This window comes from Acidovorax sp. GW821-FHT11A03, from assembly GCF_058809075.1.
In genome coordinates, this window is sequence record NZ_JBXASG010000004.1 from 174,060 (window position 1) to 194,479 (window position 20,420).

Here is a 20,420-nt window from a genome sequence, read left to right on the forward strand (position 1 = left end):
GGTTCATTCCGGCCCACTGCCCCTGGAATTCGTGCGTAATCCCGTCTTGCACCTGTTCTGGCGCCATGGGCGGCGCGTGGCGGTCACGTTGATTCCGCTGGTATTTGCGCTGCTGCACATTGCAGGCGTTCTTCATCTCCAGGTCCTGGAGCGGCTGGAAAACATCATCTACGACACCCGGCTGCGCGCCACCATGCCGCGCACGCTGGACGAGCGCATCGTCATCGTCGACATCGACGAGAAAAGCCTGGAGCGGGTGGGGCATTGGCCCTGGGGGCGGGACAAGCTCGCCACCCTGAGCCGTGAATTGTTCGAGCGCCAGCAGGTGGCGGTCGTGGGTTTCGACGTCCTCTTTGCGGAGGCCGACGGAAGCTCGGGACTCTCGAGCCTCGAGCAGCTGGCCCGGGGCCCCTTGCGGGCCCAGGCAGGGTTCAAGGAACAACTCGCGCGCCTGGCCCCGGCGCTCGACTATGACGCGCTCTTCGCCCGGTCGCTCCAGGGGCGGCCGGCGGTTCTGGGCTACTACCTCACGAGCGACCGGGACGGAAGGACAAAAGGCGTGTTGCCCGCGCCAGCGCTCTCCCCGGAGCGGCTGCGCGGGCTACCGCTGAAAGCCACTTCCTGGGGCGGTTATGGCAGCAACATCGAAGAGCTCGCCAGCGCCGTGCCCGCCGCAGGCTTTTTCAACTCCATCACCGATGACGATGGCGTCGTCCGCTCCCTTCCCCTGCTTGCGGAGCACCAGGGGAAGTACTACGAATCCCTCGCGCTGGCGATGTTTCGCACGGTGCTTGGCATGCCGGAAGTGCACCCCGGCTTTGCCAGCCCTCTTCCTGAAGGCGGATACGACACGCTGCAGAGCGTCGTGCTGCGCCAGGATGGCCGCACGCGGGCATTGGCCGTGGACGCCCAGCTCGCAACCCTCATCCCCTTTCGCGGCCCCGGGGATGTCGGCGGTGGGTCGTTCCGGTACATCTCCGCGTCCGACGTCCTGGAGGGCAAGCTCCCTTCCCATAGCCTGCAAGACCAACTGGTGCTGGTGGGCTCGACCACGCCCGGCTTGCTGGACCTGCGCGTGACCCCGGTGGGCCGCACCTACCCAGGCGTGGAGACGCACGCCAACATGCTCTCGGCCTTTCTGGACGGGAAAAGCATCGTGCGGCCAGACTACGCCGTAGACTTTGATGCCGTACAGCTGCTCATCGTAGGCCTTTTGCTGGCGGTGGCGCTTCCAGCGCTTTCGGCGACCTCCGCGGTCTTGCTCAGCCTTGGGACCGTCTCAGTCCTTGCCGCGCTCAATCTCTGGCTCTACCTCGCCCATGGCCTGGCCATGCCATTGGCTACCGTGGTGGTGATGGCGGTGTTCGCATTCGCCCTGAACATGGTCTACGGCTACTTTGTGGAAAGCCGCTCCAAGCGGGAACTGGCTGCGCTGTTTGGCACGTATGTGCCGCCGGAACTGGTGGACGAGATGGTCAAGCAGCCCGAGAAGTACAGCATGCAGGCGACCAACCAGGAGCTGACCGTGATGTTCTGCGACATGCGGGGGTTTACGGCCATGTCGGAACAGATGGAACCGCTGCAACTCCAAGCCTTGCTCAACGAGGTGTTCAGCCGGCTCACCCACATCATTCGCAGTCATCGCGGCACCATCGACAAGTACATGGGGGACTGCGTGATGGCGTTCTGGGGGGCGCCTGTGGCTACGCCAGACCATGCGCAACTGGCAGTGAGGGCAGCACTGGACATGGAGCAGGCAGTGGAACAGATCAATCTGTCGCATCGGGAGCGCAAGCTACCGGAGATTGGTATCGGCATAGGACTCAACACCGGCACCATGTGTGTGGGCGACATGGGCTCAGAAATGAGGCGCAGTTACACGGTCATCGGCGACGCGGTCAACTTGGGATCTCGCCTAGAGAGCCTGTCCAAGCACTATGGCGTTCGCACCGTGGCGAGTGAATCCACCCAAGCCCAGGCACCAGGTTTTGTCTGGCAAGAGTTGGATCGGGTGCGCGTCAAGGGCAAGGCTCAGGCGGTGGCTATCTATTCGCCGGTTGCCGCGCTGCACTCCACGATGCCTCAGAAAGCGGAAGAATTGTCCATATGGAAGCACTTTCTGAGCGCCTATCGCGCCCAGGACTGGGCACAATGCGACAAACTGCTGGTGAGCTTACAGCAAACTGCCACGCCATCTGCCATCTATGATATTTATGCGTCCCGCGTGCAAACCCTGCAAGGGCAGACCTTCGATCCCCAATGGGATAGCGCCACCAATTTCGACACCAAATAGACAGGTTGGCCCATGAAGGTTCGCGTGCTCGGATGCTCAGGCTCCATCGCCAAGGGCTGCCGCACGACCTCATTTTTGATAGGCGACAACATCCTGATTGATGCGGGAACTGGAGTGGGCGACCTAACGCTCGAAGAGATGCGCCAAATTGACCATGTGTTCTTGACGCACTCACACCTGGATCACATTGCGGCGCTGCCGCTGATGCTGGATGCAGTGTCGTCGATACGCAATGCGCCCGTGACGGTGCACGCGCTCGCAGAAACGATCGCGGCGCTGCAAAACCATGTATTCAATAAAGTCATCTGGCCGGACTTCAGTGCCATTCCAACGCCTGATCGACCATTTCTTCGGTATGCATCCCTGTCTGTGGGTCAGCAGGCCATCCTTGACGATCGTCTCATCGAAGTGCTGCCAGCGGTCCACACGGTGCCTGCGGTCGGATACGCGGTCCTAGGCGACACCGGCTGGTGGGCTTTTAGCGGTGATAGCGAAAGAAACCCCGCGTTCTGGCAATGGATCAACCGCATGCCTGTCTGCCAGTTGGTAGTGGAAACTGCTTTCAGCAACAGAGAGCGCATGCTCGCAGAGAGAAGCCTTCACCTCTCGCCGATCACCTTGGCGCAAGAACTTGCACAACTGCGCACGGACCGGGTTTTTCCCATCTACATCACGCACACCAAGCCATCAGAAACTGCTGTCATCATGGAGGAGATCAAGCAACTTAGCACCGCGCCTTTGCTAAATTGCGGTTCGCCGCATGATCTGCGGTGGCTCGAAGCGGGACAGGTTTTTGATTTGTAACAGACCGCTTGCAGTGACAGGGATGGTCAGACAAAAATGTCGCCAAAAATGACAATTTTCAGCTCCCAAGTGCTGCAACGCTTCTACCGGTACTATTTGCAACGCTCAGCGTGAAGTTCAATCTGGCACACAATGTGCTGCAAGCTTGCTAACCTGGCGAATTGTTCGACAGGTACTCAGTTGCAAATTGACTCCCAGGAGGTTCCTATGACGCGTACCCTGCAAAAAGGTTTTACCCTTATCGAACTGATGATCGTCGTCGCGATCATTGGTATTCTGGCTGCCGTGGCTCTGCCTGCCTATCAGGACTATACGATCCGCGCCAAGATGTCCGAACCCACGCTGGCCTTGTCCGGCTGTCGTACCAGCGTTCAGGAGTTGATCGAAGGGACCACTGCCGCCACCCTTCCCGCAGCAGACGCTGAAACTTGGGGCTGCCCTATCGGTGCCAGCGCTGAAACCAAGTTTGTTGATGAGTTGCATGTGTCTAACGCGGGGATCGTGACTGCTAAGGTCCAAAATATCTCGGCCGTTGTGGATACCAAGATCGTGTCATTGGCCCCCATGAAGGATGACACAACCGTGTTCGCCAATACCGACGTTCGCGTCAAGGTATACCGCTGGCGCTGTGGCGCCACCGCTGATGGCACTACTGTAAGTGTGAAGTATCTTCCATCTTCTTGCCGCGGGTAATTTGCCCCGTGCTCAAAAAACGGCGGTTGTACCGCCGTTTTTTTATTGTGTTTTGCATTGATGCAGCGCTTTCTTGTTGCCCTCGCTTGTGTTTGTGCTTTTGCTGCATGGCATGCGAGCGATTTGTACCCGCCCTGGTCCAAGTTTCAATCTGAAGCTTGGGCCGGTATGGCTCTTGTTTTTCTTTCGCTATCCCAACAATGGGCAACTACGAGCGCCCCGTTCACTCGGAAGTTTGATGCCCTGAGCCTCTGCCTTCTTGCCCTCCCTTTACTCGCAGGCCTGCGCGTCATTACGAGCACTACTGTGTATTTGGGAGATGCTGCGCTGCTCACCCTGTACGCGGTAGGCGCGCTACTCGCAATGCACCTGGGACACCGGATTACGGTAGCGCAGAGCGGCGTCAGACTGCTTCATGGGCTGAGTCTTTTCCTGGTAGCTTCTGCGCTCTGCAGTGTTGCAGAGGCGCTGTACCAATGGCTAATACTCGACGGCCTGGGCCATTGGGTGCTTCAAATACCTATCAGTGCCCGTCCCTCTGGAAACTTTGCGCAAGCTAACCGGATGGCAATGCATACGGCAACCGGCGTCGCGGCGCTAATTTGGCTTTATCGCAAAAAGGCAGTTCGAATTCCTGGCCTGACGGTGGGTGCTATCTTCTTATGCATGGGCATAGCTCTCACCCAATCGCGTGCGGGACTATTGTCCGTCGTGGCCATTTTTTTAGTGGCGGCAAGTTTGCAGTGGCGCCAATTGCGTGTCGCTGCACTGTATGTGGCGTTGTTAGTGACCGCCACCCTGCTGTTCTGGCAATTGCCAGCCCTATCGGATGCGCTACAACTTGGCTCTGTACGAACAAACCGCCTCGCGCTTGGTACGCGCAGCACATTACTCAGCGGCTTTGCTCTCATTGTCTTGCAAAACCCTTGGTGGGGCCTTGGGCCCGGACAAATCGTTCATGCGCAGCTCTTCCTAGCAGACCAAGGCTTGCCAGCCCAAGTCAGTTTCTGGGCTCATCATATTTTTTTGGATTTAGCTCTCTTGTTTGGCCTACCCACCATGTTGTCCGTGGTGGCTGCTCTGGCACTTTATGCTCAGGGCCTTCTGAAAAACCTGAAAAATGAAATTAATCAATTTGTTTTATTGGCAATAATCCCTTTTGCCATCACATTGAATACAGAATTCCCCCATGCGTATCTCAATAGCCTACTGCTTTTCGCGATGATCGCAGGGATGGCACGCACTGGAACCATCACCAATAGCGTGAAGGCGGAATTTCATGCAAAGAGGGTATGGAATGCACTTCTGTCGATTTTTTTCGTTTTAGGAGGAGTGATATTTTTCGATTACCAACGCATGGAAACTGCTTTTCAGGTGGCGCGATTTGAGGCGCTGCGTGCCGGTGCGGTCCCTACGGGGTATCATTATCCATCCGCACTTGTCTTGAATAATCTCGAAGGGCTGGTCTCGATGGTTCGCCGCAAAGATTTTACCTTCATGACCTCCACAGAATTGGCCGAGTATCGACGCTCTGCCATGAGATTCCCATACGAAACCGCATTGAAGGGATACGCTATCGCTGCCGCACTCAACCCTGGACCCGAGCACCGAGAAGAAGCACTCAGGTATCTAGAGGGTTTGTACGGACATCCAGCCCGGCTCGCTGCCGAACGCACGATAAGAAGCAACACCGCCGCGAACTAATATAACGCCCATATACAGCCCAATCGAATACAAAATGAAAAACCACAGAATTTTCTCCGCCGCCATTCATTTTGCAATTAGCTGCGTTATTGCCAGTCTAGCGGCATTTTTGGTTTTTTCGATATGGTATCCGTATCCATACTGGAAAATATCAGGCGGCATGAAAATGTTTTGGATACTCGTATCTATTGACATGGTAATTGGCCCGCTATTGAATTTCATGATTTTTACGCCACAAAAATCACGACGAGCACTTATTTTTGACCTTACAGTTATCGGTTTTCTGCAATTTGCCGCTCTGACTTACGGTCTATGGTCTCTTTCCATGGCTCGTCCAACGTATTTAGTTTTTGAGAACAACCAGTTTACCATTGTGCGTGCGATAGATATTCCATCAGAGGGCGGAAGCCTCCTTTTCACGGCAGTTCAGGGAACCTCCAGTACTGGCCCCAAGATAGTCGCCTTGCGTCCCTTCAAAGACGCCCGCGAACAGTTTGATCTCACCATGGATGCCCTGCGCGGAATACCCCTAGCAACCCGTGCAGAACTTTGGCAGCCTTTTGAGGCGTCAATCCCAACAGTTCTGCAAGTTGGCCGGCCGTTAAGCCATTCACCAAAATTCGCGGCTCATTTGGCAATAAAACGACCTGACCTCGCGAAGAAGGGATTAATCTACCTACCGCTGCAAGGCGTGCAAGGGTTCTGGACAGTGATACTTGATGACCACGCACAAATTGTCGACTTCGTGGAAATAGAACCCTTTGAATGATGAGTCCTGAAATATGGGACCTCTTATTCATCACCCATAGCTTTGAGCAAGGTGCGTTGGATCATATAAATTCCGCTGGATTGAACCTTTTGCCCGTACGTTTTCTCAATTTCAACCACACCGCGCCAGTCTTGTCGATGTGCGGCAGCAAGCAACATATGTGACAATGCCACTTGATCGAACTCGCGCTGCAATGGTGCATCAGCGTGCGGCACTTCCAACCACTCCTTACCCAGTTTGGCCATTAATGCGTAGTCACGCAACGCGAGAGATTCCAGCATTGCCAATGCCTTGGCGTAGTCAGCAGGCACTTGTGCGGGGCATGGAAGCCAAGTTGGCTTAATCCAGGCTCCTTGCACTACCGAGGGTGGGAGAAATCCGATAGTCTGATCTGCAAGCGTTCGCAAATACTGTCCAAACAACTGCCGTTGTGAATTTGGCCACGGACGGTTGCACTTTGGTGCAGCATTCTTCAGCAACACTGGGAGTGCAAGCGCGACGGCAGAAAACTCCTTCGATGCCGCTTCATCGTCAATATCGATCTTCAATTTTGAAGTCAACGCTAGAGCAAGCCTGGTGTTGATTTCAGGCATAAATATTCTGTGCTTTGACAGGTGCTCACCCTCCGGGAGGGGCGGACGTACACCCAATGCCTCTAGCAGCGGCGGGCCTTCATCGGATAACGCTCTAATAGTTTGAGCACTGGCCTGCTTGAATCTTGCTTTCGGCGCATGAAGGCTTAGCACCGGGAAATAGTCAGAATTGGCTGGCAATCCATCGTAGAGTCGGCCAATGGCCCTGACCATCCGGGCATCTGCCAGTTTGTGAAAATTCAAATGTTCCTGAGATTGAATCCCAAGTCGATTCAAATCGCTTTTAAGCTGCCCAACCGAAATCTTCGAATAGTCCAGTTCCTGAATTTGACCTCTGGCTTTCGCGACAATAAGAACATCGGAATAATTTGTCAACCAAATAGCGTAATCTTCAAACTCCGGTGTTAGGGAGTTAACGATAGATCCTATCAATTGCTCATCAATCTCATACAAATGGATCCATTGGACGAAGAGCCCGTTATCATTTAGATGTCTAGGAATTTGCCGGTAGAACTCCTTTGTAAATAACGCGCCTACACCGCTTATCCAAGGATTGGATGGCTCTGAGACGATAATATCGTATTTACTCTGCTGTGCCGAAAAGTGCGATTTAGCGTCATCCAGAATTATTTTGGAACGAGGATCTTCGTATGCTCGACGCACACGCTCTCCAAATGCTCTCGCACCCTCGACCATGGCTAGCTCAATTTCAACTGTATCCACCTGTTGCACTCTTTCATCGGCCAACAGTGTATGGGTCGTAAGCCCAGAGCCAAATCCAATAACGCCGACCCGTTGTGGCTTGCTATGCATTGCCAAGGGCAGGGCCCCCGCCAAGATCATAGTGGGTTCATCGGCAGAAGGTTCACCACGCGCATCCATCATTAGTCCGGCATCTGGTTTGCCGTTCGTGGCAATAACAAGGGTACCCGACTTATGAGACGTAACAGAAACGCTCGCTGTTTTCCCATCACGCATAAAGATAACTTTACTGTCGGGAGAAGACACCGGATTCCCATGCCGGAAAACCCCCGAGGCCAATCGAGCGAGATCAAATGGCACTCGGGTCCCGACCAGTAGCGCGCACGCCGAAATCAGTGCAGCAACTCCAAATCTGAGCATTGCGCCTCGACTGGTAGCCTGCCATCGTAACAGCAGTAACCCAATGGATAAATCCAGCAATGCAGCCATGCAGAGCGCAAACTTTAGACCGAGTACTGGTATAAGAATATGAATGGTCAGAACTACCCCGACAATGGAGCCTAATGTATTCCACGCATAAACACGCCCGATTGCGCGCTCACCAAGTCCTGCGCGCAGTAGTGCTACTGTAAAAAGGGGTAACGTCGTGCCTGCGAAAAATGCCGCTGGCAGCATAATAGTGATCGCAATACCTGCCGTCCCAAGGTTGAAAATGGTATAGCCCCCATCGGACTTTGCAAGTGACCCGATCAACCAGCCGACCCATGAGAAAGCATCGGCGTATACGGCGAGCGACAGCAGCGCGGACACCCCCATGAGCACCTGCATCCATCCTGCAAGACGTAACGGTGCGTCGGTGCGATCCGCCTTTTTTCTAACCCAGAGACCGCCAAACGCGATACCTGCGATGAAGGATGCCAGCATAAGCTCGAACGCATGCATGGTGCTACCGACCGCCATGCTGAGCATACGAATCCAGATGATTTCGTATGCAAACGAAGCGGCACCCGACAATGCGGTGCTAATTAGCACAATCTGCAATAATGGGTTCTTGCGAAGACTCTGGTTGGCGCCTGCTCCGCTGGCTTGGACGACTTCGCTTTTCGGTTCCGGATCGTGCGCCAGCCACCAGGCAAGCCCAGCAATCAGAAAATTCAAAAGTCCTGCAACCGTCATCGCACCCGACAGGCCGACCCACGGCAGCAAAACGAAGACAGCGACTAGTGCCCCCCCAGCGGCGCCAATGCTGTTGGTGAAGTAAAGCCCTCCCAGTACATGACCGTTACTCCCTGGGAACCGTCGGATCAGCCCACCGCTCATCAGGGGAAATGTCATTCCCAACAGAATAGTTTGCGGGAGTATCAAAAGGGCCGCGACAATCCAGCGGGCGAGACTTACCAGCCAAGGATCCGCCAAGGTAGGGATGAGCCAGTCATAACTGAAACGTGTCACTCCGCTAAAAACCGAGTGAAATAATAGCCCACAAACCCCTATCACCGCCTCAATGACAGCGTAACCTCGGATCAGATTGCGCCAGTGCTGACCGGCATATGCAATCCACGCGGCTCCAGCCGCCATTCCGCCCATGAAGATAGCGAGTACAAGTGCTTGTGCATAGGCGGCGTGCCCGAGGAATAGCCCGAGATAATGTGACCATATCGATTGATATATCAAACCGGAAAACCCGGACAAGACAAAAATGATGAACAACCAGTGTCTTTGATAGCTTTGCGTTGAGGCTGTCAAAAGGGGCTCCATGTGGAAGGGAATCGAATAAAATCAGGTAAGCAAAAACGGCACCCGACGCGTTGACCCTTAATGTGTGGCGGGAACTGTGGATCGGCGGAATTTAGAACGAGAAGTGCATCCATGCAAGGGGGGTCTAAGAATGCATAGCATGCGCTTCGAACTACACAGGCTTGACTCCGGAAAAGAACAATACCAAATCGTGAGTGTTCGGCGTCGGCCGATCCAAATCAGGCGAAGGCAGGCCCCCCACCGGTGCGGCAGCAACTGGCCAAGTTGACAAGCCATGCCCGTAACATCGCGAAGGTAAGCATGCGGATAGAGTCCATTGAGCTTTGCCGACTAGATCAAACTCATGATGGCCGCGCTGATCTGCTAGCAGTGAGCTCGCAAAACATCGGTTCTTGCGTCCAATCGAAATGGGACGCGTTTGGTTCGCGGGTCAGTTGTTGTCGATGGCAGCCAAGCTGCCCTCGATGAACTGTATGCGCGCCCTGCCATCGCCTGTATTCCAGTACCTAGTGTGGTATCACCGCTGGCCACCAATCTGCGCTGCGCTCGCATCTCTTCATGCAGGGCATCAGCAATGCGTCGTGATTGTTCCTACGAATGGCATGACTGCCCTCTGGGCCCGGTCTTTGACCTCGGGCTCACTGTCCGTACAGTAGCCCGATGTATTGCAACGCCTGCGCAGCAATGTGACTGAATGCCGTTGGCATGCAGATCCAAGAGCTTACTCTAGGTCACGAGGAGCCCGCTTTGCATGAGCAGCCTTCGTGTCGTTGCTTGACCCAGCTACAGATCTGATTGGCGTTGAGATCATGGGTCAGAACAATTGGCTATAGAGGCTCCGAGCTACGGGTACGTGAATCGCCCCGGCTTCCCTAGACACTTTTGAGCCGTTGGAAATGGCGTCGCTCGAACTCTACGGGCGACAAGTCACCAGCGGTGCTGTGGCGACGCCTGGAGTTATAGAACATCTCGATGTAGTTGAAGACATCGACCCTGGCCTCATCGCGCGTCGAATAGATCTGTCGGCGAATACGCTCTCGCTTGAGCAACTGCAAGAAGCTCTCTGCGACTGCGTTGTCATGGCAGTTGCCGCGCCAGCTCATGCTGCTCACCAGATTGTGGCAGCGCAGGAAGCCTTGCCAGTTATGGCTGGTGAACTGGCTGCCTTGGTCGGAGTGCGCGGTGATCGTCGCTTTGGGTTGGCGCCGCCACAAAGCCATCAACAAGGCATTGAGGGCGAATTCGGTATCGATGCGGCGCCCCATGGACTAGCCAATGACATGGCGCGAGAACACATCGATCACCACGCCCAGATACAGCCAGCCCTCGTAGGTACGGATGTAGGTGATGTCCGTGACCCAGGACTGGTTGGGCTCGCTGACAGTGAAGCGTCGCTGCAGATGATTGGTGCGACCACGGCAGGCTTGCCACTACGACTTCAAGGCCGTCGGCGGTAGCCCGTCTGGGAGTCGAGCTTGAGCAGGCGAGCCACGCGATGCTTGTCACATGTGTCGCCCAGATCGCGCATGTCCATGGTCAGTTTGCGGTAGCCATAGACGCCGCCACTCTCCAACCAGGCATGCCTGAGAAGGCCCAGCAGACGTTGATCGTCCTTGACACGAAGACTCATCGACTCGACCTTCCAGGCGTAGTAGCCGCTGGGGTGAACGGCCATGACCTTGCACAGCCTGCGAACGCTGTGCTCGCCTTCATGGTGCTCGATGAATGCGTACCTCACCCGGACTGCTTGGCAAAGTACGCTGCGGCCTTTTTTAGGATGTCGCGCTCCTCGGTCACACGCTTGAGCTCGGCCTTCCGCCGCCGCAGTTCGTCTGTCTGCGACACCTGCGCCTCCCGATGACCGGCCGGCATGCGCGGGCCTTGATCCATTGAATAAAGACTGTGCTGACTCACGCCCAGCCGGGCCGACACATCAGCCACCTTGTGGCCGCGCTCGGTGATCTGCTTGACCGCTTCGGCCTTGAATTCTTCGGGATAGCTCTGCTTACTTATGACACCTCCTATTGGGCCTCAGGTTTGAGGCTCAGAGGTGTCTAGAAAACCCCGGGGCGATTCATGTCGCTGGCCTGCACTCAATCTACACGCAACCCCGGCCGCCTCTCTATTGAATTTTGAATGCTGTTCCTGTGTCGGCAGATATGCCGAGTCCAGCCAACGTGGGCGCCACAGCTATGGGACGGGGACCACGTAGTTCCCTGACTTGCCTCCATACTTTTCCTGCACGCGAACGTCGTGAATAGACATGCCCCGGTCCGCAGCCTTGCACATATCGTAGACAGTGAGCAGTGCCACCTGAACGGCGGTGAGAGCCTCCATTTCCACGCCGGTAGGACCAATCGTTTCCACCGCGGCCGAGCAAAATATTCCAATCGCCCCCAGCTGCCGCGCGCTAGCCGCTTCAAATTCGATAGCAATGCGCGTGAGGGCCAAAGGATGGCACAGGGGGATCAGGTCACTGGTCTTCTTGGCTGCCATGATCCCAGCGATGCGAGCAATTCCCAGTACGTCACCCTTCTTGGCAGTGCCGGATTCGATCAATGCCAGCGTGGCCGGCAGCATTTCAATCCGGCCACTGGCGATTGCAATGCGGTGCGTGGCAGGTTTGGCGCCAACGTCCACCATATGGGCTTGGCCTAGGGCGTCGAAGTGGGTGAGGGGGAAAGGGGTGGACTCGGACATAAAGCAGACTGATGGAAACGTTTTGAGGGCGAAGGCATCATAAGGGGTCGTTCAGGCAGTTTAGGGGGTGATTGCCCTCTGATATGAACAAAGGATCTACGTGCCTAAAAAACCCCAAAAGTTGCCTATAGCCTTTGCCAATGGGCTGGCTGTTGCCATATTTTTTACAGCAGCTGGAACGCTGCATGTGCCGCATGCCAGTGCCCAGCCCAGCCTCCCCACCCTCGGCGACTCCAGCGACCTCACCACCAGCGCCGAGCGCCGCCTGGGTGACCGCATCATCCGCGAACTCTACCGGGATCCCGACTACATCGACGATCCTGTGATCGCGGACTATGTACAAGGCATATGGCGCCCGCTGATGGCTGCCGCCAAGGCACGCGGGGAACTCTCTTCCGAGCTGGATGAGCGCTTTGCCTGGGAAATCCTTCTGGGCCGGGACCGCACAGTCAATGCCTTCGCGCTGCCTGGGGGCTATCTGGGCCTGCACCTGGGGCTCGTCGGCGTCGTGACCAGCCGCGACGAACTGGCCTCTGTGCTGGCCCATGAACTCAGCCATGTCACCCAGCGCCATATCTCCCGCCTGGTCACCCAGCAAAGCAAACAGACGCCCCTGCTGCTGGGCGCGATGATTCTGGGTGCCCTGGCGGCCAGCAAGAACCCGGGTGCCACACAGGCGCTGGTGGTGGGAGGCCAGGCGCTGGCGATGCAGAACCAGCTCAATTTCTCGCGCGACATGGAGCGGGAGGCAGACCGCATCGGCTACGGCCTGATGGCGCCCGCGGGGTTCGCGCCGCAAGGATTCGTGAGCATGTTCGACAAGCTCCAGCAGGCCAACCGTCTTAACGACAACGGCTCCTGGCCCTATCTGCGCAGCCACCCGCTGACCACCGAGCGCATGGCGGACATGCACTCGCGCATTCCCCCGGGTGCCACCACCACGGCGGCAGCGCCTTCCACGCTGGAACACGCGATGGTCGCGGCGCGTGCCAGGGTGCTGTCCAATCCGGGGGTCGACACCCTGCGCCAGTGGATCGCCGAGCCCCAGGGCACGGGGTTTACCTCCCAGCCCGCCACCCGGCGCGCCGCCGTGCTGTACGCGGCAGCCCTGGGCAGCAGCCAACTGCGGGATGCCACAGGCGCGCGCGCGACCGCAAAAAAACTGGAAGATCTGGTTCGCAGCGACGCCCCGGCCCACCGATTGGCAAGGCTGCTGGAGGCCGAAATTGAACTGGCGGCTGGCGAGGCAGGCGCCGCTGTGAACATGCTTTCCAGCGATGTGGGCGGCGGCGACAGCCATGGCGGCAACCGCCGCCCTGAACTGGTTCTGCGTTCACAGGCCCTCCTGCGTGCCGGGCGTGCGGCCGAGGGCGGCGGGCCACTGCAAAGCTGGGTTGCCACAAACCCCAGGGACGCCACGGCGTGGCAACTCCTGGCATCGACTTGGCAGGCCCAAGGCCAGCCGCTGCGGGCCGTGCGTGCGGAAGCGGAGGCGCACGCCGCGCGCTATGACTACGCGGCGGCGGTGGACCGTTTCAAGGCAGGCCAGGATCTCGCACGGCGTGGCGGACCGCAGGTGGACCACATCGAGGCATCCATCATCGACACGCGGCTGCGGGCCGTGGAGTCACTTCTTCGTGAACAGGCCGCCGAGCGCTGATTCGATCACCACGCCGAGCAGGGAGTAGATCAGCGATCCCAGCAACGCGGCGCCGAAGCCATTGACGTGGAAACCGTCCAGTACGCTGGCCGCCGCCCAGAACATCAGCGCATTGATGACGAAGAGAAAGAGGCCCACGGTGACGATCGTGACCGGCAGTGTCAGCACCACCAGCACCGGCCGCAACACCACGTTGAACAGGCCAATCACAAAGGCCGCGATCAATGCGGACGTGAAGCTTTGCACTTCCACGCCGCTGTAGACATAGGCCACGAACAGCAGCGACGCGGCGCTGAGCAGCCATTTCAGAAGGAGTTTCATGGCCGGAGAATAGCACCGGCCCGGCGCGAAAAGGAAATGCGCGAAGCAGGCCCCTCGCCCCCCGACGCCGGGAAGAAGGCGCCCATGCAGGCCCGCCGCCGGTCTACTCGAGTGCGAGCACCCACAACGCCCCGAAGCCCGTCAGCAGGCTGCCCAGCGTTCCGGGCAGCGGCGACCAGCGCTTGTTGTTGTCGGGACGGGCGGGCTCCTGGGGCATGTCGGTCTTCGGCCGGCGGGCATCCACCACCTGGGCGACAGACGCCCCCGCAGCCTGGAGCTGGTCCGTGAGTTCGGCCAGCGGCCCCTTGGCCAGCACCGTGGTCACCCTGCCCGCAGGCACCCGCAGCACGGGAAGAATCTGGGCGAACAGCTTGTCTGCCCACTTGAGCCGCCAGTTCTCCCGCGCGCTGTGGCTCACCCATTTGCTGATGCGGTGGGTCATTCGCGGCGCGCATGCCACCAGCACCCACTGCGTCTGGGCAGCCGCGTCACGGGCGAACAAGGGTGCCAGCACCTGCTGCGCATATGCCGCGTCGTCCACATACACGATGACTCTGTCCATACCGCCTCTCCTGTTGGTGCCAAGAACAAAAGGGGGGCTGAACGCCCCCCCTTTTTCTCCTGGCCGGTTCAGATTGTTGCCTCTATTCCTCAGCCCTGCTGCTCGGCAGGTGCCGCGGCCGCACGGCGTGCAAGGATGATCTTGCCCGCCAGCAAGACGAGCAGGGCACCGGCCACGCTGGCGCCGTACTTGATCACATCCGTCTGCGGCAGCTTCAGCATCCATTGCCATTTGTCGGGGTTGGAGAAGGCGGGGTCCGTCACCAGCATGCCGCCAGCGATCCAGCCCAGCAGCATGCCGCCGAGCGTGATGATCATGGGGAAGCGCTCCATGAGCTTGATGACCAGCTGGCTGCCCCAGACGATAATCGGGATGGAGATCAGCAGGCCCAGCACCACCAGCAGGAACGAGTGGTCGCCCGCATTCTGTGCCGCGCCCGCGATGGCGATCACGTTGTCCACGCTCATCACAAGGTCGGCGACGATGATGGTCTTGATGGCGGCCAGCAGCTTGTCGCTGCCCTGCACGTCGCCGTGGCCTTCTTCATCGGGGGCCAGCAGCTTGACGCCGATCCACACCAGCAGCAGCGCGCCCACGAACTTGAGGAACGGCAGCGCCAGCAAGGTCATCGCGAAGGCGATCAGGATCACGCGCAGCACGATGGCGCCAGCTGTGCCCCAGATGATGCCCTTGGTCCGCTGTGCGGGAGGCAGCTTGCGGCAGGCCAGCGCGATGACCACCGCGTTGTCGCCGCCCAGCAGGATGTCGATGATGATGATCTGGCCGAGTGCGAGCCAGAATTCGGGCGAAGCCAAAAAGTCCATAAAGTCCTCAGTATCAATGTGCGCGAAGGAGGGTCTCGCCGCCACTGTAGCGCCGAGTCCGCCCAAGGGATAGAGGGCCTGCGGCAGGAGGATCAGGACGGCCCCGGGGCTGGGGCGTGAATGCGAAGGGCGGCCTTGATCAGCCCTGGCGGGCCCATCAAAGGTCTTGCTCAGTCCGGCGCCCTGGTGGTGCGCTGAACCCGGACCGCCGGAAGCGATGTTTCGCTTCGTATTGACGACGGTTCCGATGCCTCGCTTCCCAATCGCCAGCGCCTGGCCGTGCCGGAATGCAAGTCGGGAGCTACTCCCCTTCGAAGCGTCGATTGGAACATCGCCAGCACGGACGCGCAAGTGCGGCGCGATTGTGGTTATTGCGTATGCGACGCGATGGCGGTCCGCCGGGGCATAACACCTTTGCAAGGATTGCCTTGCCCGCGCGGCTATGATCCAGCCCCCTTCGCGCAATCGCCCATGGCCGCCATTCACATCACCGACATCGAAGCCGCCATCAACCACTGGCGCGGCCGCGCGCCATCGCCCGATGGAGTCACCCTGGCGCCGCAGATCCGCGCCCTGGGGGAGGTGTATGCGCTGATGGTGTACCGGCGCGAGGATGCCGTGGACGAGGACAGCTTCCCCCTCGATGCGCTGGCCGCCTGGCAGGCCTGGTATGACACGACCCCCGACACGCCCTGTATCGCCATCTGCTCCACCAGCCAGGGCGATGACCTGTGCAAGGGCTGCGGACGGACTTTTGACGAGGTGCAGTTCTGGCCGGCGATGACACCTGTCGAGAAACGCACGGTGTGGCGGCGCATCACGCTGGAGCATTCCGCGTGGCGGTTCAACCGCTATGCGGAGCGTGCCGCCGAAGGCGCATCCCGGACACCGGCCGAGGCACCATAGCGGCTGGGGCCCGCGCCCCGCGGGGACTGTACGCCAGGCGTTCAAACCGCTATGGTGGTCCCATGCTGCGCCTCACCCAAGCCCCGAACATCGCCATCGCCACGCTGTGGGCGGACTTGTTGTGCGAGGCGGGCATGGCGGCGTCCGTGCAGCGCCAGTATCTGGGCGCTGCGGCGGGGCACCTGCCGCCCGACCAGTGCCTGCCCGAAATCTGGCTGGACTACGACGAACACGCCGCCCGCGCTCGTACTCTGCTGCAGGAACTGCAAGATTTGCCGCAGCGCCGCTGGGCATGCCAGTGTGGGGAGACGGTCGAAGGCGGGTTCGAGCAGTGCTGGCAATGTGGCACGCTCATGCCACGGGATTGAATCAGCGACTACTAAATTAATAGCTGCTAGCGCTTATTTATTAAGCGCCAGAGGCCATTTTTACCAGTATTTCCGTCACTTCCAGCGCACGGGCTCCACATGTACGCTGCCCTGGGTACTGCTCAGGGTGATCGCGCCCTCCTGCACCGTGGCCTGCAGCTGCATGCTGCGCTCGGCCAGCTGGGCGAGCGCCTGGGAGGCCTCGGTGGGAATGCGCCACACCTGCAGCTTTTCCAGCCGCGACAACTTGGTCTCGATGCCCTTCCACCAGATTTCCGCGGCGTGGTTGAAGCAGTAGACGATCACGGAATCGGCCTTGCTGCAGGCCTTGGTGAGCGGCTTGTCTTCCGGCTGGCCCACCTCGATCCAGACGCGCTTGCGGCCCGTGAAGTCGGTCAGCGACGCATCCGGGTCATCGGGGTCCGACAGGCCCGCGCCAAACGCCAGCGTGGCGTCGCCATTGCACAGGTCGTTGAGCTGGTGCGCGGCAATGGCCAGGGCGGCCAAGCGGACCATCATGCGCTCATCCGTCTCGCTGGGATGGCGGGCGAGCGTGAGCGCATGGTCGGCGTAGTAGCCGTGGTCGATGTCGGCGATCTGGAGATTCGCCTTGAAGATGGTGGATTTGATGGCCATGCAGCCTCACTACTAAATAGATAGCTGCCAGCGCTTGACAGGCAAGCGCCAGAGGCCAAAAAGGCTGAAAAACCTGAGATCAGACCCGGCGAGCCAGCTCGGCCGCTTTGCCGACGTAGCTGCCCGGCGTCATCGCCAGCAGCCGGTCCTTTTCGGCCTGGGGGATTTCCAGCGAATGGATCAGCCCGTGCAGCGCCTCGGCCGTCACGGTCTTGCCGCGCGTGACTTCCTTCAGTTTTTCGTAAGCGCCCTGCACGCCAAAGCGGCGCATCACCGTCTGGATGGGCTCGGCCAGCACTTCCCACGAGGCGTCCAGGTCTTCGGCCAGGGCCTCTTCGTTCAGCTCCAGCTTGTTCAGGCCGGTCAGCAGCGAGGCATAGGCCAGCGCCGCGTAGCCCAGGGCCACGCCCATGTTGCGCAGCACGGTGCTGTCGGTCAGGTCGCGCTGCCAGCGGCTGATCGGCAGTTTTTCGGACAGGTGCTTGAGCAGCGCATTGGCCAGGCCCAGGTTGCCCTCGGCGTTTTCAAAGTCGATGGGGTTGACCTTGTGCGGCATGGTGCTGGAACCGATCTCGCCAGCCTTCAGGCGCTGCTTGAAGTAGCCCAGGCTCACATAGCCCCAGATGTCGCGCGACAGGTCGATGAGGATGGTGTTCGCGCGTGCCACCGCGTCGAACAGCTCGGCCATGTAGTCGTGCGGCTCGATCTGGATGCTGTAAGGCTGGAAGGTCAGGCCCAGGCCCAGCGGCTCGGGGGTTTCGATGACCTTCTTGCTGAAGGCTTCCCAGTCGAAATCGGGCCAGGCGGACAGGTGGGCGTTGTAGTTGCCCACGGCGCCGTTCATCTTGCCCATGATCTTGACGGCGGCCACGCGCTCGCAGGCCGTCTGCAGGCGCATGACCACGTTGGCCATCTCCTTGCCCACGGTGGTCGGGCTGGCGGTCTGGCCGTGGGTGCGGCTGAGCATGGGCACGTCGGCGTAGGCGTGCGCCATTTCGCGCAGCTTGAGCACGATGCGGTCCAGGCCCGGCAGCACGACCTGGTCGCGGCCCGAGCGCAGTTGCAGCGCGTGGCTGGTGTTATTGATGTCTTCGCTGGTGCAGGCAAAGTGGACGAACTCCGAGGCTTTTTCCAGCTCGGGGCGCGCTTCGAACTTGCTCTTGATCCAGTACTCCACGGCCTTCACGTCGTGGTTTGTTGTTTTTTCGATCTCCTTGATGGCCGCGGCGTCAGCCTCGGAGAAGTTCTTGATGAGGCCCAGCAGGTAGGCGCGGGCGCCGGTCGTGAGAGGCTTGAATTCGGCAAAACCAGCGTCCGAGAGGGCGATGAACCAGGCCACTTCCACCTGCACGCGGCGGTGCATGTAGCCATGTTCGCTCATGATCGGGCGCAGGGCGGCAAGTTTGCTGGCGTAACGGCCGTCAAGCGGCGACAGGGCGGTGATGGTGGACAGGCTCATGGCGCGCAATTGTAGGCGCCGCGCATCAGTCAGCCCCGCGCAGGCCGCTGCCGATAGAATCAAACTCGAATTGTTCTGCTTACCCGCGCACTGGAAGACAAACCATGAAATTGATCGGAGCCTCTGCCAGTCCCTACGTCCGCAAGGTGCGGATCGTGATGGCTGAAAAAAAGCTCGACTACCAGTTCGTACAGGAAAACGTCTGGGCGGACGACACCCATATCTCCACCTCCAACCCGCTGGGCAAGGTGCCCTGCCTGGTGATGGAGGGCGGCGAAGCCGTGTTTGATTCGCGCGTGATCGTGGAATACCTGGACACCCTGTCCCCGGTGGGCAAGCTCATCCCCACCCAGGGCCGCGAACGCGCCGAGGTCAAGACCTGGGAAGCCCTGGCCGATGGCGTGGTGGACGCCGCCATCCTCGCGCGGCTGGAAGCCACCTGGGCCCACCGCAAGGACAGCGAACGCAGCCAGGCCTGGATCGACCGCCAGCTGCGCAAGGTGCACGACAGCCTCAAATCCATGAGCCAGGGCCTGGGCGACAAGCCGTTTTGCAGCGGCATCCACCTGAGCCTGTCCGACATCGCCGTGGGCTGTGCGCTGGGCTGGCTGGAATTCCGCTTTCCGGAGATCGCCTGGCGCAATGAATACCCCAACCTGGGCAAGCTGCTGGACAAGCTGATGCTGCGCCCGAGCTTCGCGGACACCAGGCCCAGCTGAGCCGCCCGCCAGCGGCGCGGGGCCGCACGGCCGGACGCCGCTCACGGGCTTGCGGCACGGCGTGGCGGGCATGCCGTATGCTACGCAGCTTATGAACGAAATGGTTCAAAACATCCCCAAGGCCCTTGGCGCGCGCGCCAGCCGGCAACGCGCGGCGCGCGACGCCGCCGCCACGCCGGGCGCGGACCGGGTGCGCGTCAACGACCCCGACCGCACCATGGCCAACATCCTGCAGGTGGCCACGGCGGAGTTTGCCGACAAGGGCCTGGCGGGGGCGCGCATCGATGAGATCGCGGCGCTGACCAGCACCAGCAAGCGCATGATCTACTACTACTTCGGTAGCAAGGAAGGCTTGTATGTCGCTGTGCTGGAGGATGCCTACCGGCGCATCCGCCGCATCGAATCGGAACTGCACCTGGAAGACCTGGCGCCCGAGCAGGCGCTGCGCACGCTGGTCGGGTTCACGGTGGACTACCAGCTCGCCAACCCCGATTTCATCCGCCTGGTGATGAATGAAAACATGCACCGGGGCGAGTTCATCAGCCGCTCCACGACCATCCAGGAACTCAACATTCCCGTCATCCACGCGGTGCACAACGTGTACCAGCGCGGCGTGGCTGCCGGCGTCTTCCGCCCCGACGTGGACCCGGTGGACCTGCACATGTCGATCTCGGCGCTGTGCTTCTTCAACGTGGCCAACCGCCATACGTTCGGCGCGATCTTCAAGCGCTCGCTCGACACCCCGGCCGCCACGGCGCAACGCCGGGAATCGATCATCGAGATGATCGTGCGCTTCCTGCGCCCCTGAACCACCGGCGCCGGCGCGCGCCACCACGCCCTCTCCCTCTGAACACGCCGCAGCGCGATGCAGCACCGCGCCGGGGAGCATTGCGTCCCCACGCGGCTGCGGCCGCTACGGCAAAACGGCGTTCAGGGTTTGCACCTAGAT

17 protein-coding genes and 1 pseudogene are annotated in these 20,420 nt (G+C 59.4%); 10 read left to right on the plus strand and 8 right to left on the minus strand.

All coding sequences use genetic code 11. The annotated features are described in order from the left end of the window. Window positions 1-46: 46 nt before the first annotated feature. The 5 genes from AC1RVY_RS11275 (at window position 47) to tfpZ (ending at window position 6,263) form a co-directional block, all read left to right on the plus strand. Window positions 47-2,293 carry a CHASE2 domain-containing protein gene (locus tag AC1RVY_RS11275; RefSeq protein ID WP_492806636.1) on the plus strand — a complete coding sequence of 749 codons (2,247 nt, stop codon included), beginning with the start codon at window positions 47-49 and terminating at the stop codon, window positions 2,291-2,293. A 12-nt stretch (window positions 2,294-2,305) separates the two neighbouring features. After that, complete coding sequence (locus AC1RVY_RS11280; RefSeq protein WP_369643712.1) at window positions 2,306-3,097, plus strand: 3',5'-cyclic-nucleotide phosphodiesterase; 792 nt, start codon at window positions 2,306-2,308, stop codon at window positions 3,095-3,097. A gap of 207 nt (window positions 3,098-3,304) precedes the next feature. After that, entirely contained in the window at window positions 3,305-3,790 is a 486-nt protein-coding gene (locus AC1RVY_RS11285; protein ID WP_492806637.1) for a pilin, read from the plus strand. 60 nt (window positions 3,791-3,850) lie between these two features. Next, window positions 3,851-5,494, plus strand: coding sequence for an O-antigen ligase family protein (locus AC1RVY_RS11290; RefSeq protein ID WP_492806638.1), 1,644 nt, complete (start codon window positions 3,851-3,853; stop codon window positions 5,492-5,494). A 34-nt stretch (window positions 5,495-5,528) separates the two neighbouring features. Further along, entirely contained in the window at window positions 5,529-6,263 is a 735-nt protein-coding gene (gene tfpZ, locus AC1RVY_RS11295) for a TfpX/TfpZ family type IV pilin accessory protein (RefSeq protein ID WP_492806639.1), read from the plus strand. Between the two features lie 23 nt (window positions 6,264-6,286). On the opposite strand, the gene AC1RVY_RS11300 is transcribed toward tfpZ, so the two are convergent. The 3 genes and pseudogenes from AC1RVY_RS11300 to moaC all read right to left on the minus strand — a co-directional run bounded on the left by AC1RVY_RS11300 (window position 6,287) and on the right by moaC (window position 12,016). Continuing rightward, window positions 6,287-9,304: a spermine/spermidine synthase domain-containing protein gene (locus AC1RVY_RS11300; RefSeq protein ID WP_492806640.1), complete on the minus strand. Its 3,018-nt coding sequence runs from the start codon at window positions 9,302-9,304 to the stop codon at window positions 6,287-6,289. A gap of 884 nt (window positions 9,305-10,188) precedes the next feature. After that, a pseudogene (locus AC1RVY_RS11305) lies at window positions 10,189-11,329 on the minus strand (IS3 family transposase). A gap of 177 nt (window positions 11,330-11,506) precedes the next feature. Then, window positions 11,507-12,016: a cyclic pyranopterin monophosphate synthase MoaC gene (gene moaC / locus AC1RVY_RS11310; protein WP_492806641.1), complete on the minus strand. Its 510-nt coding sequence runs from the start codon at window positions 12,014-12,016 to the stop codon at window positions 11,507-11,509. 145 nt (window positions 12,017-12,161) lie between these two features. On the opposite strand from moaC, the gene AC1RVY_RS11315 reads away from it, so the two are divergent. Continuing rightward, window positions 12,162-13,676, plus strand: a complete 1,515-nt coding sequence (locus AC1RVY_RS11315; RefSeq protein ID WP_492806813.1) for a M48 family metalloprotease — start codon at window positions 12,162-12,164, stop codon at window positions 13,674-13,676. Here the strand turns inward: AC1RVY_RS11315 and AC1RVY_RS11320 are convergent. The 3 genes from AC1RVY_RS11320 to AC1RVY_RS11330 all read right to left on the minus strand — a co-directional run bounded on the left by AC1RVY_RS11320 (window position 13,644) and on the right by AC1RVY_RS11330 (window position 15,383). Next, entirely contained in the window at window positions 13,644-13,997 is a 354-nt protein-coding gene (locus AC1RVY_RS11320) for a phage holin family protein (protein WP_218297158.1), read from the minus strand. The genes AC1RVY_RS11315 and AC1RVY_RS11320 overlap by 33 nt on opposite strands. A gap of 103 nt (window positions 13,998-14,100) precedes the next feature. Beyond that, complete coding sequence (locus AC1RVY_RS11325) at window positions 14,101-14,559, minus strand: hypothetical protein (protein WP_218339445.1); 459 nt, start codon at window positions 14,557-14,559, stop codon at window positions 14,101-14,103. An 89-nt stretch (window positions 14,560-14,648) separates the two neighbouring features. Further along, on the minus strand, window positions 14,649-15,383 hold the full coding sequence (locus AC1RVY_RS11330; protein WP_218297156.1) for a TerC family protein: 735 nt from the start codon (window positions 15,381-15,383) through the stop codon (window positions 14,649-14,651). Window positions 15,384-15,854: 471 nt separating this feature from the next. On the opposite strand from AC1RVY_RS11330, the gene AC1RVY_RS11335 reads away from it, so the two are divergent. Next, window positions 15,855-16,289 carry a DUF3717 domain-containing protein gene (locus AC1RVY_RS11335; protein ID WP_218297155.1) on the plus strand — a complete coding sequence of 145 codons (435 nt, stop codon included), beginning with the start codon at window positions 15,855-15,857 and terminating at the stop codon, window positions 16,287-16,289. 62 nt (window positions 16,290-16,351) lie between these two features. Next, on the plus strand, window positions 16,352-16,657 hold the full coding sequence (locus AC1RVY_RS11340; RefSeq protein ID WP_010464546.1) for a putative signal transducing protein: 306 nt from the start codon (window positions 16,352-16,354) through the stop codon (window positions 16,655-16,657). A gap of 75 nt (window positions 16,658-16,732) precedes the next feature. On the opposite strand, the gene AC1RVY_RS11345 is transcribed toward AC1RVY_RS11340, so the two are convergent. Beyond that, the gene (locus AC1RVY_RS11345; RefSeq protein ID WP_010464548.1) at window positions 16,733-17,293 is read right to left on the minus strand and encodes a YaeQ family protein; all 561 of its coding nucleotides are present in this window, start codon (window positions 17,291-17,293) and stop codon (window positions 16,733-16,735) included. A 79-nt stretch (window positions 17,294-17,372) separates the two neighbouring features. Next, the gene (gene purB / locus AC1RVY_RS11350; RefSeq protein ID WP_057271328.1) at window positions 17,373-18,752 is read right to left on the minus strand and encodes an adenylosuccinate lyase; all 1,380 of its coding nucleotides are present in this window, start codon (window positions 18,750-18,752) and stop codon (window positions 17,373-17,375) included. A 104-nt stretch (window positions 18,753-18,856) separates the two neighbouring features. On the opposite strand from purB, the gene AC1RVY_RS11355 reads away from it, so the two are divergent. Both AC1RVY_RS11355 and AC1RVY_RS11360 read left to right on the plus strand, forming a co-directional pair. Then, complete coding sequence (locus tag AC1RVY_RS11355) at window positions 18,857-19,471, plus strand: glutathione S-transferase N-terminal domain-containing protein (RefSeq protein ID WP_218339443.1); 615 nt, start codon at window positions 18,857-18,859, stop codon at window positions 19,469-19,471. 91 nt (window positions 19,472-19,562) lie between these two features. Next, window positions 19,563-20,279 carry a TetR/AcrR family transcriptional regulator gene (locus tag AC1RVY_RS11360; protein ID WP_218297152.1) on the plus strand — a complete coding sequence of 239 codons (717 nt, stop codon included), beginning with the start codon at window positions 19,563-19,565 and terminating at the stop codon, window positions 20,277-20,279. The last annotated feature ends 141 nt before the right edge of the window (window positions 20,280-20,420 follow it).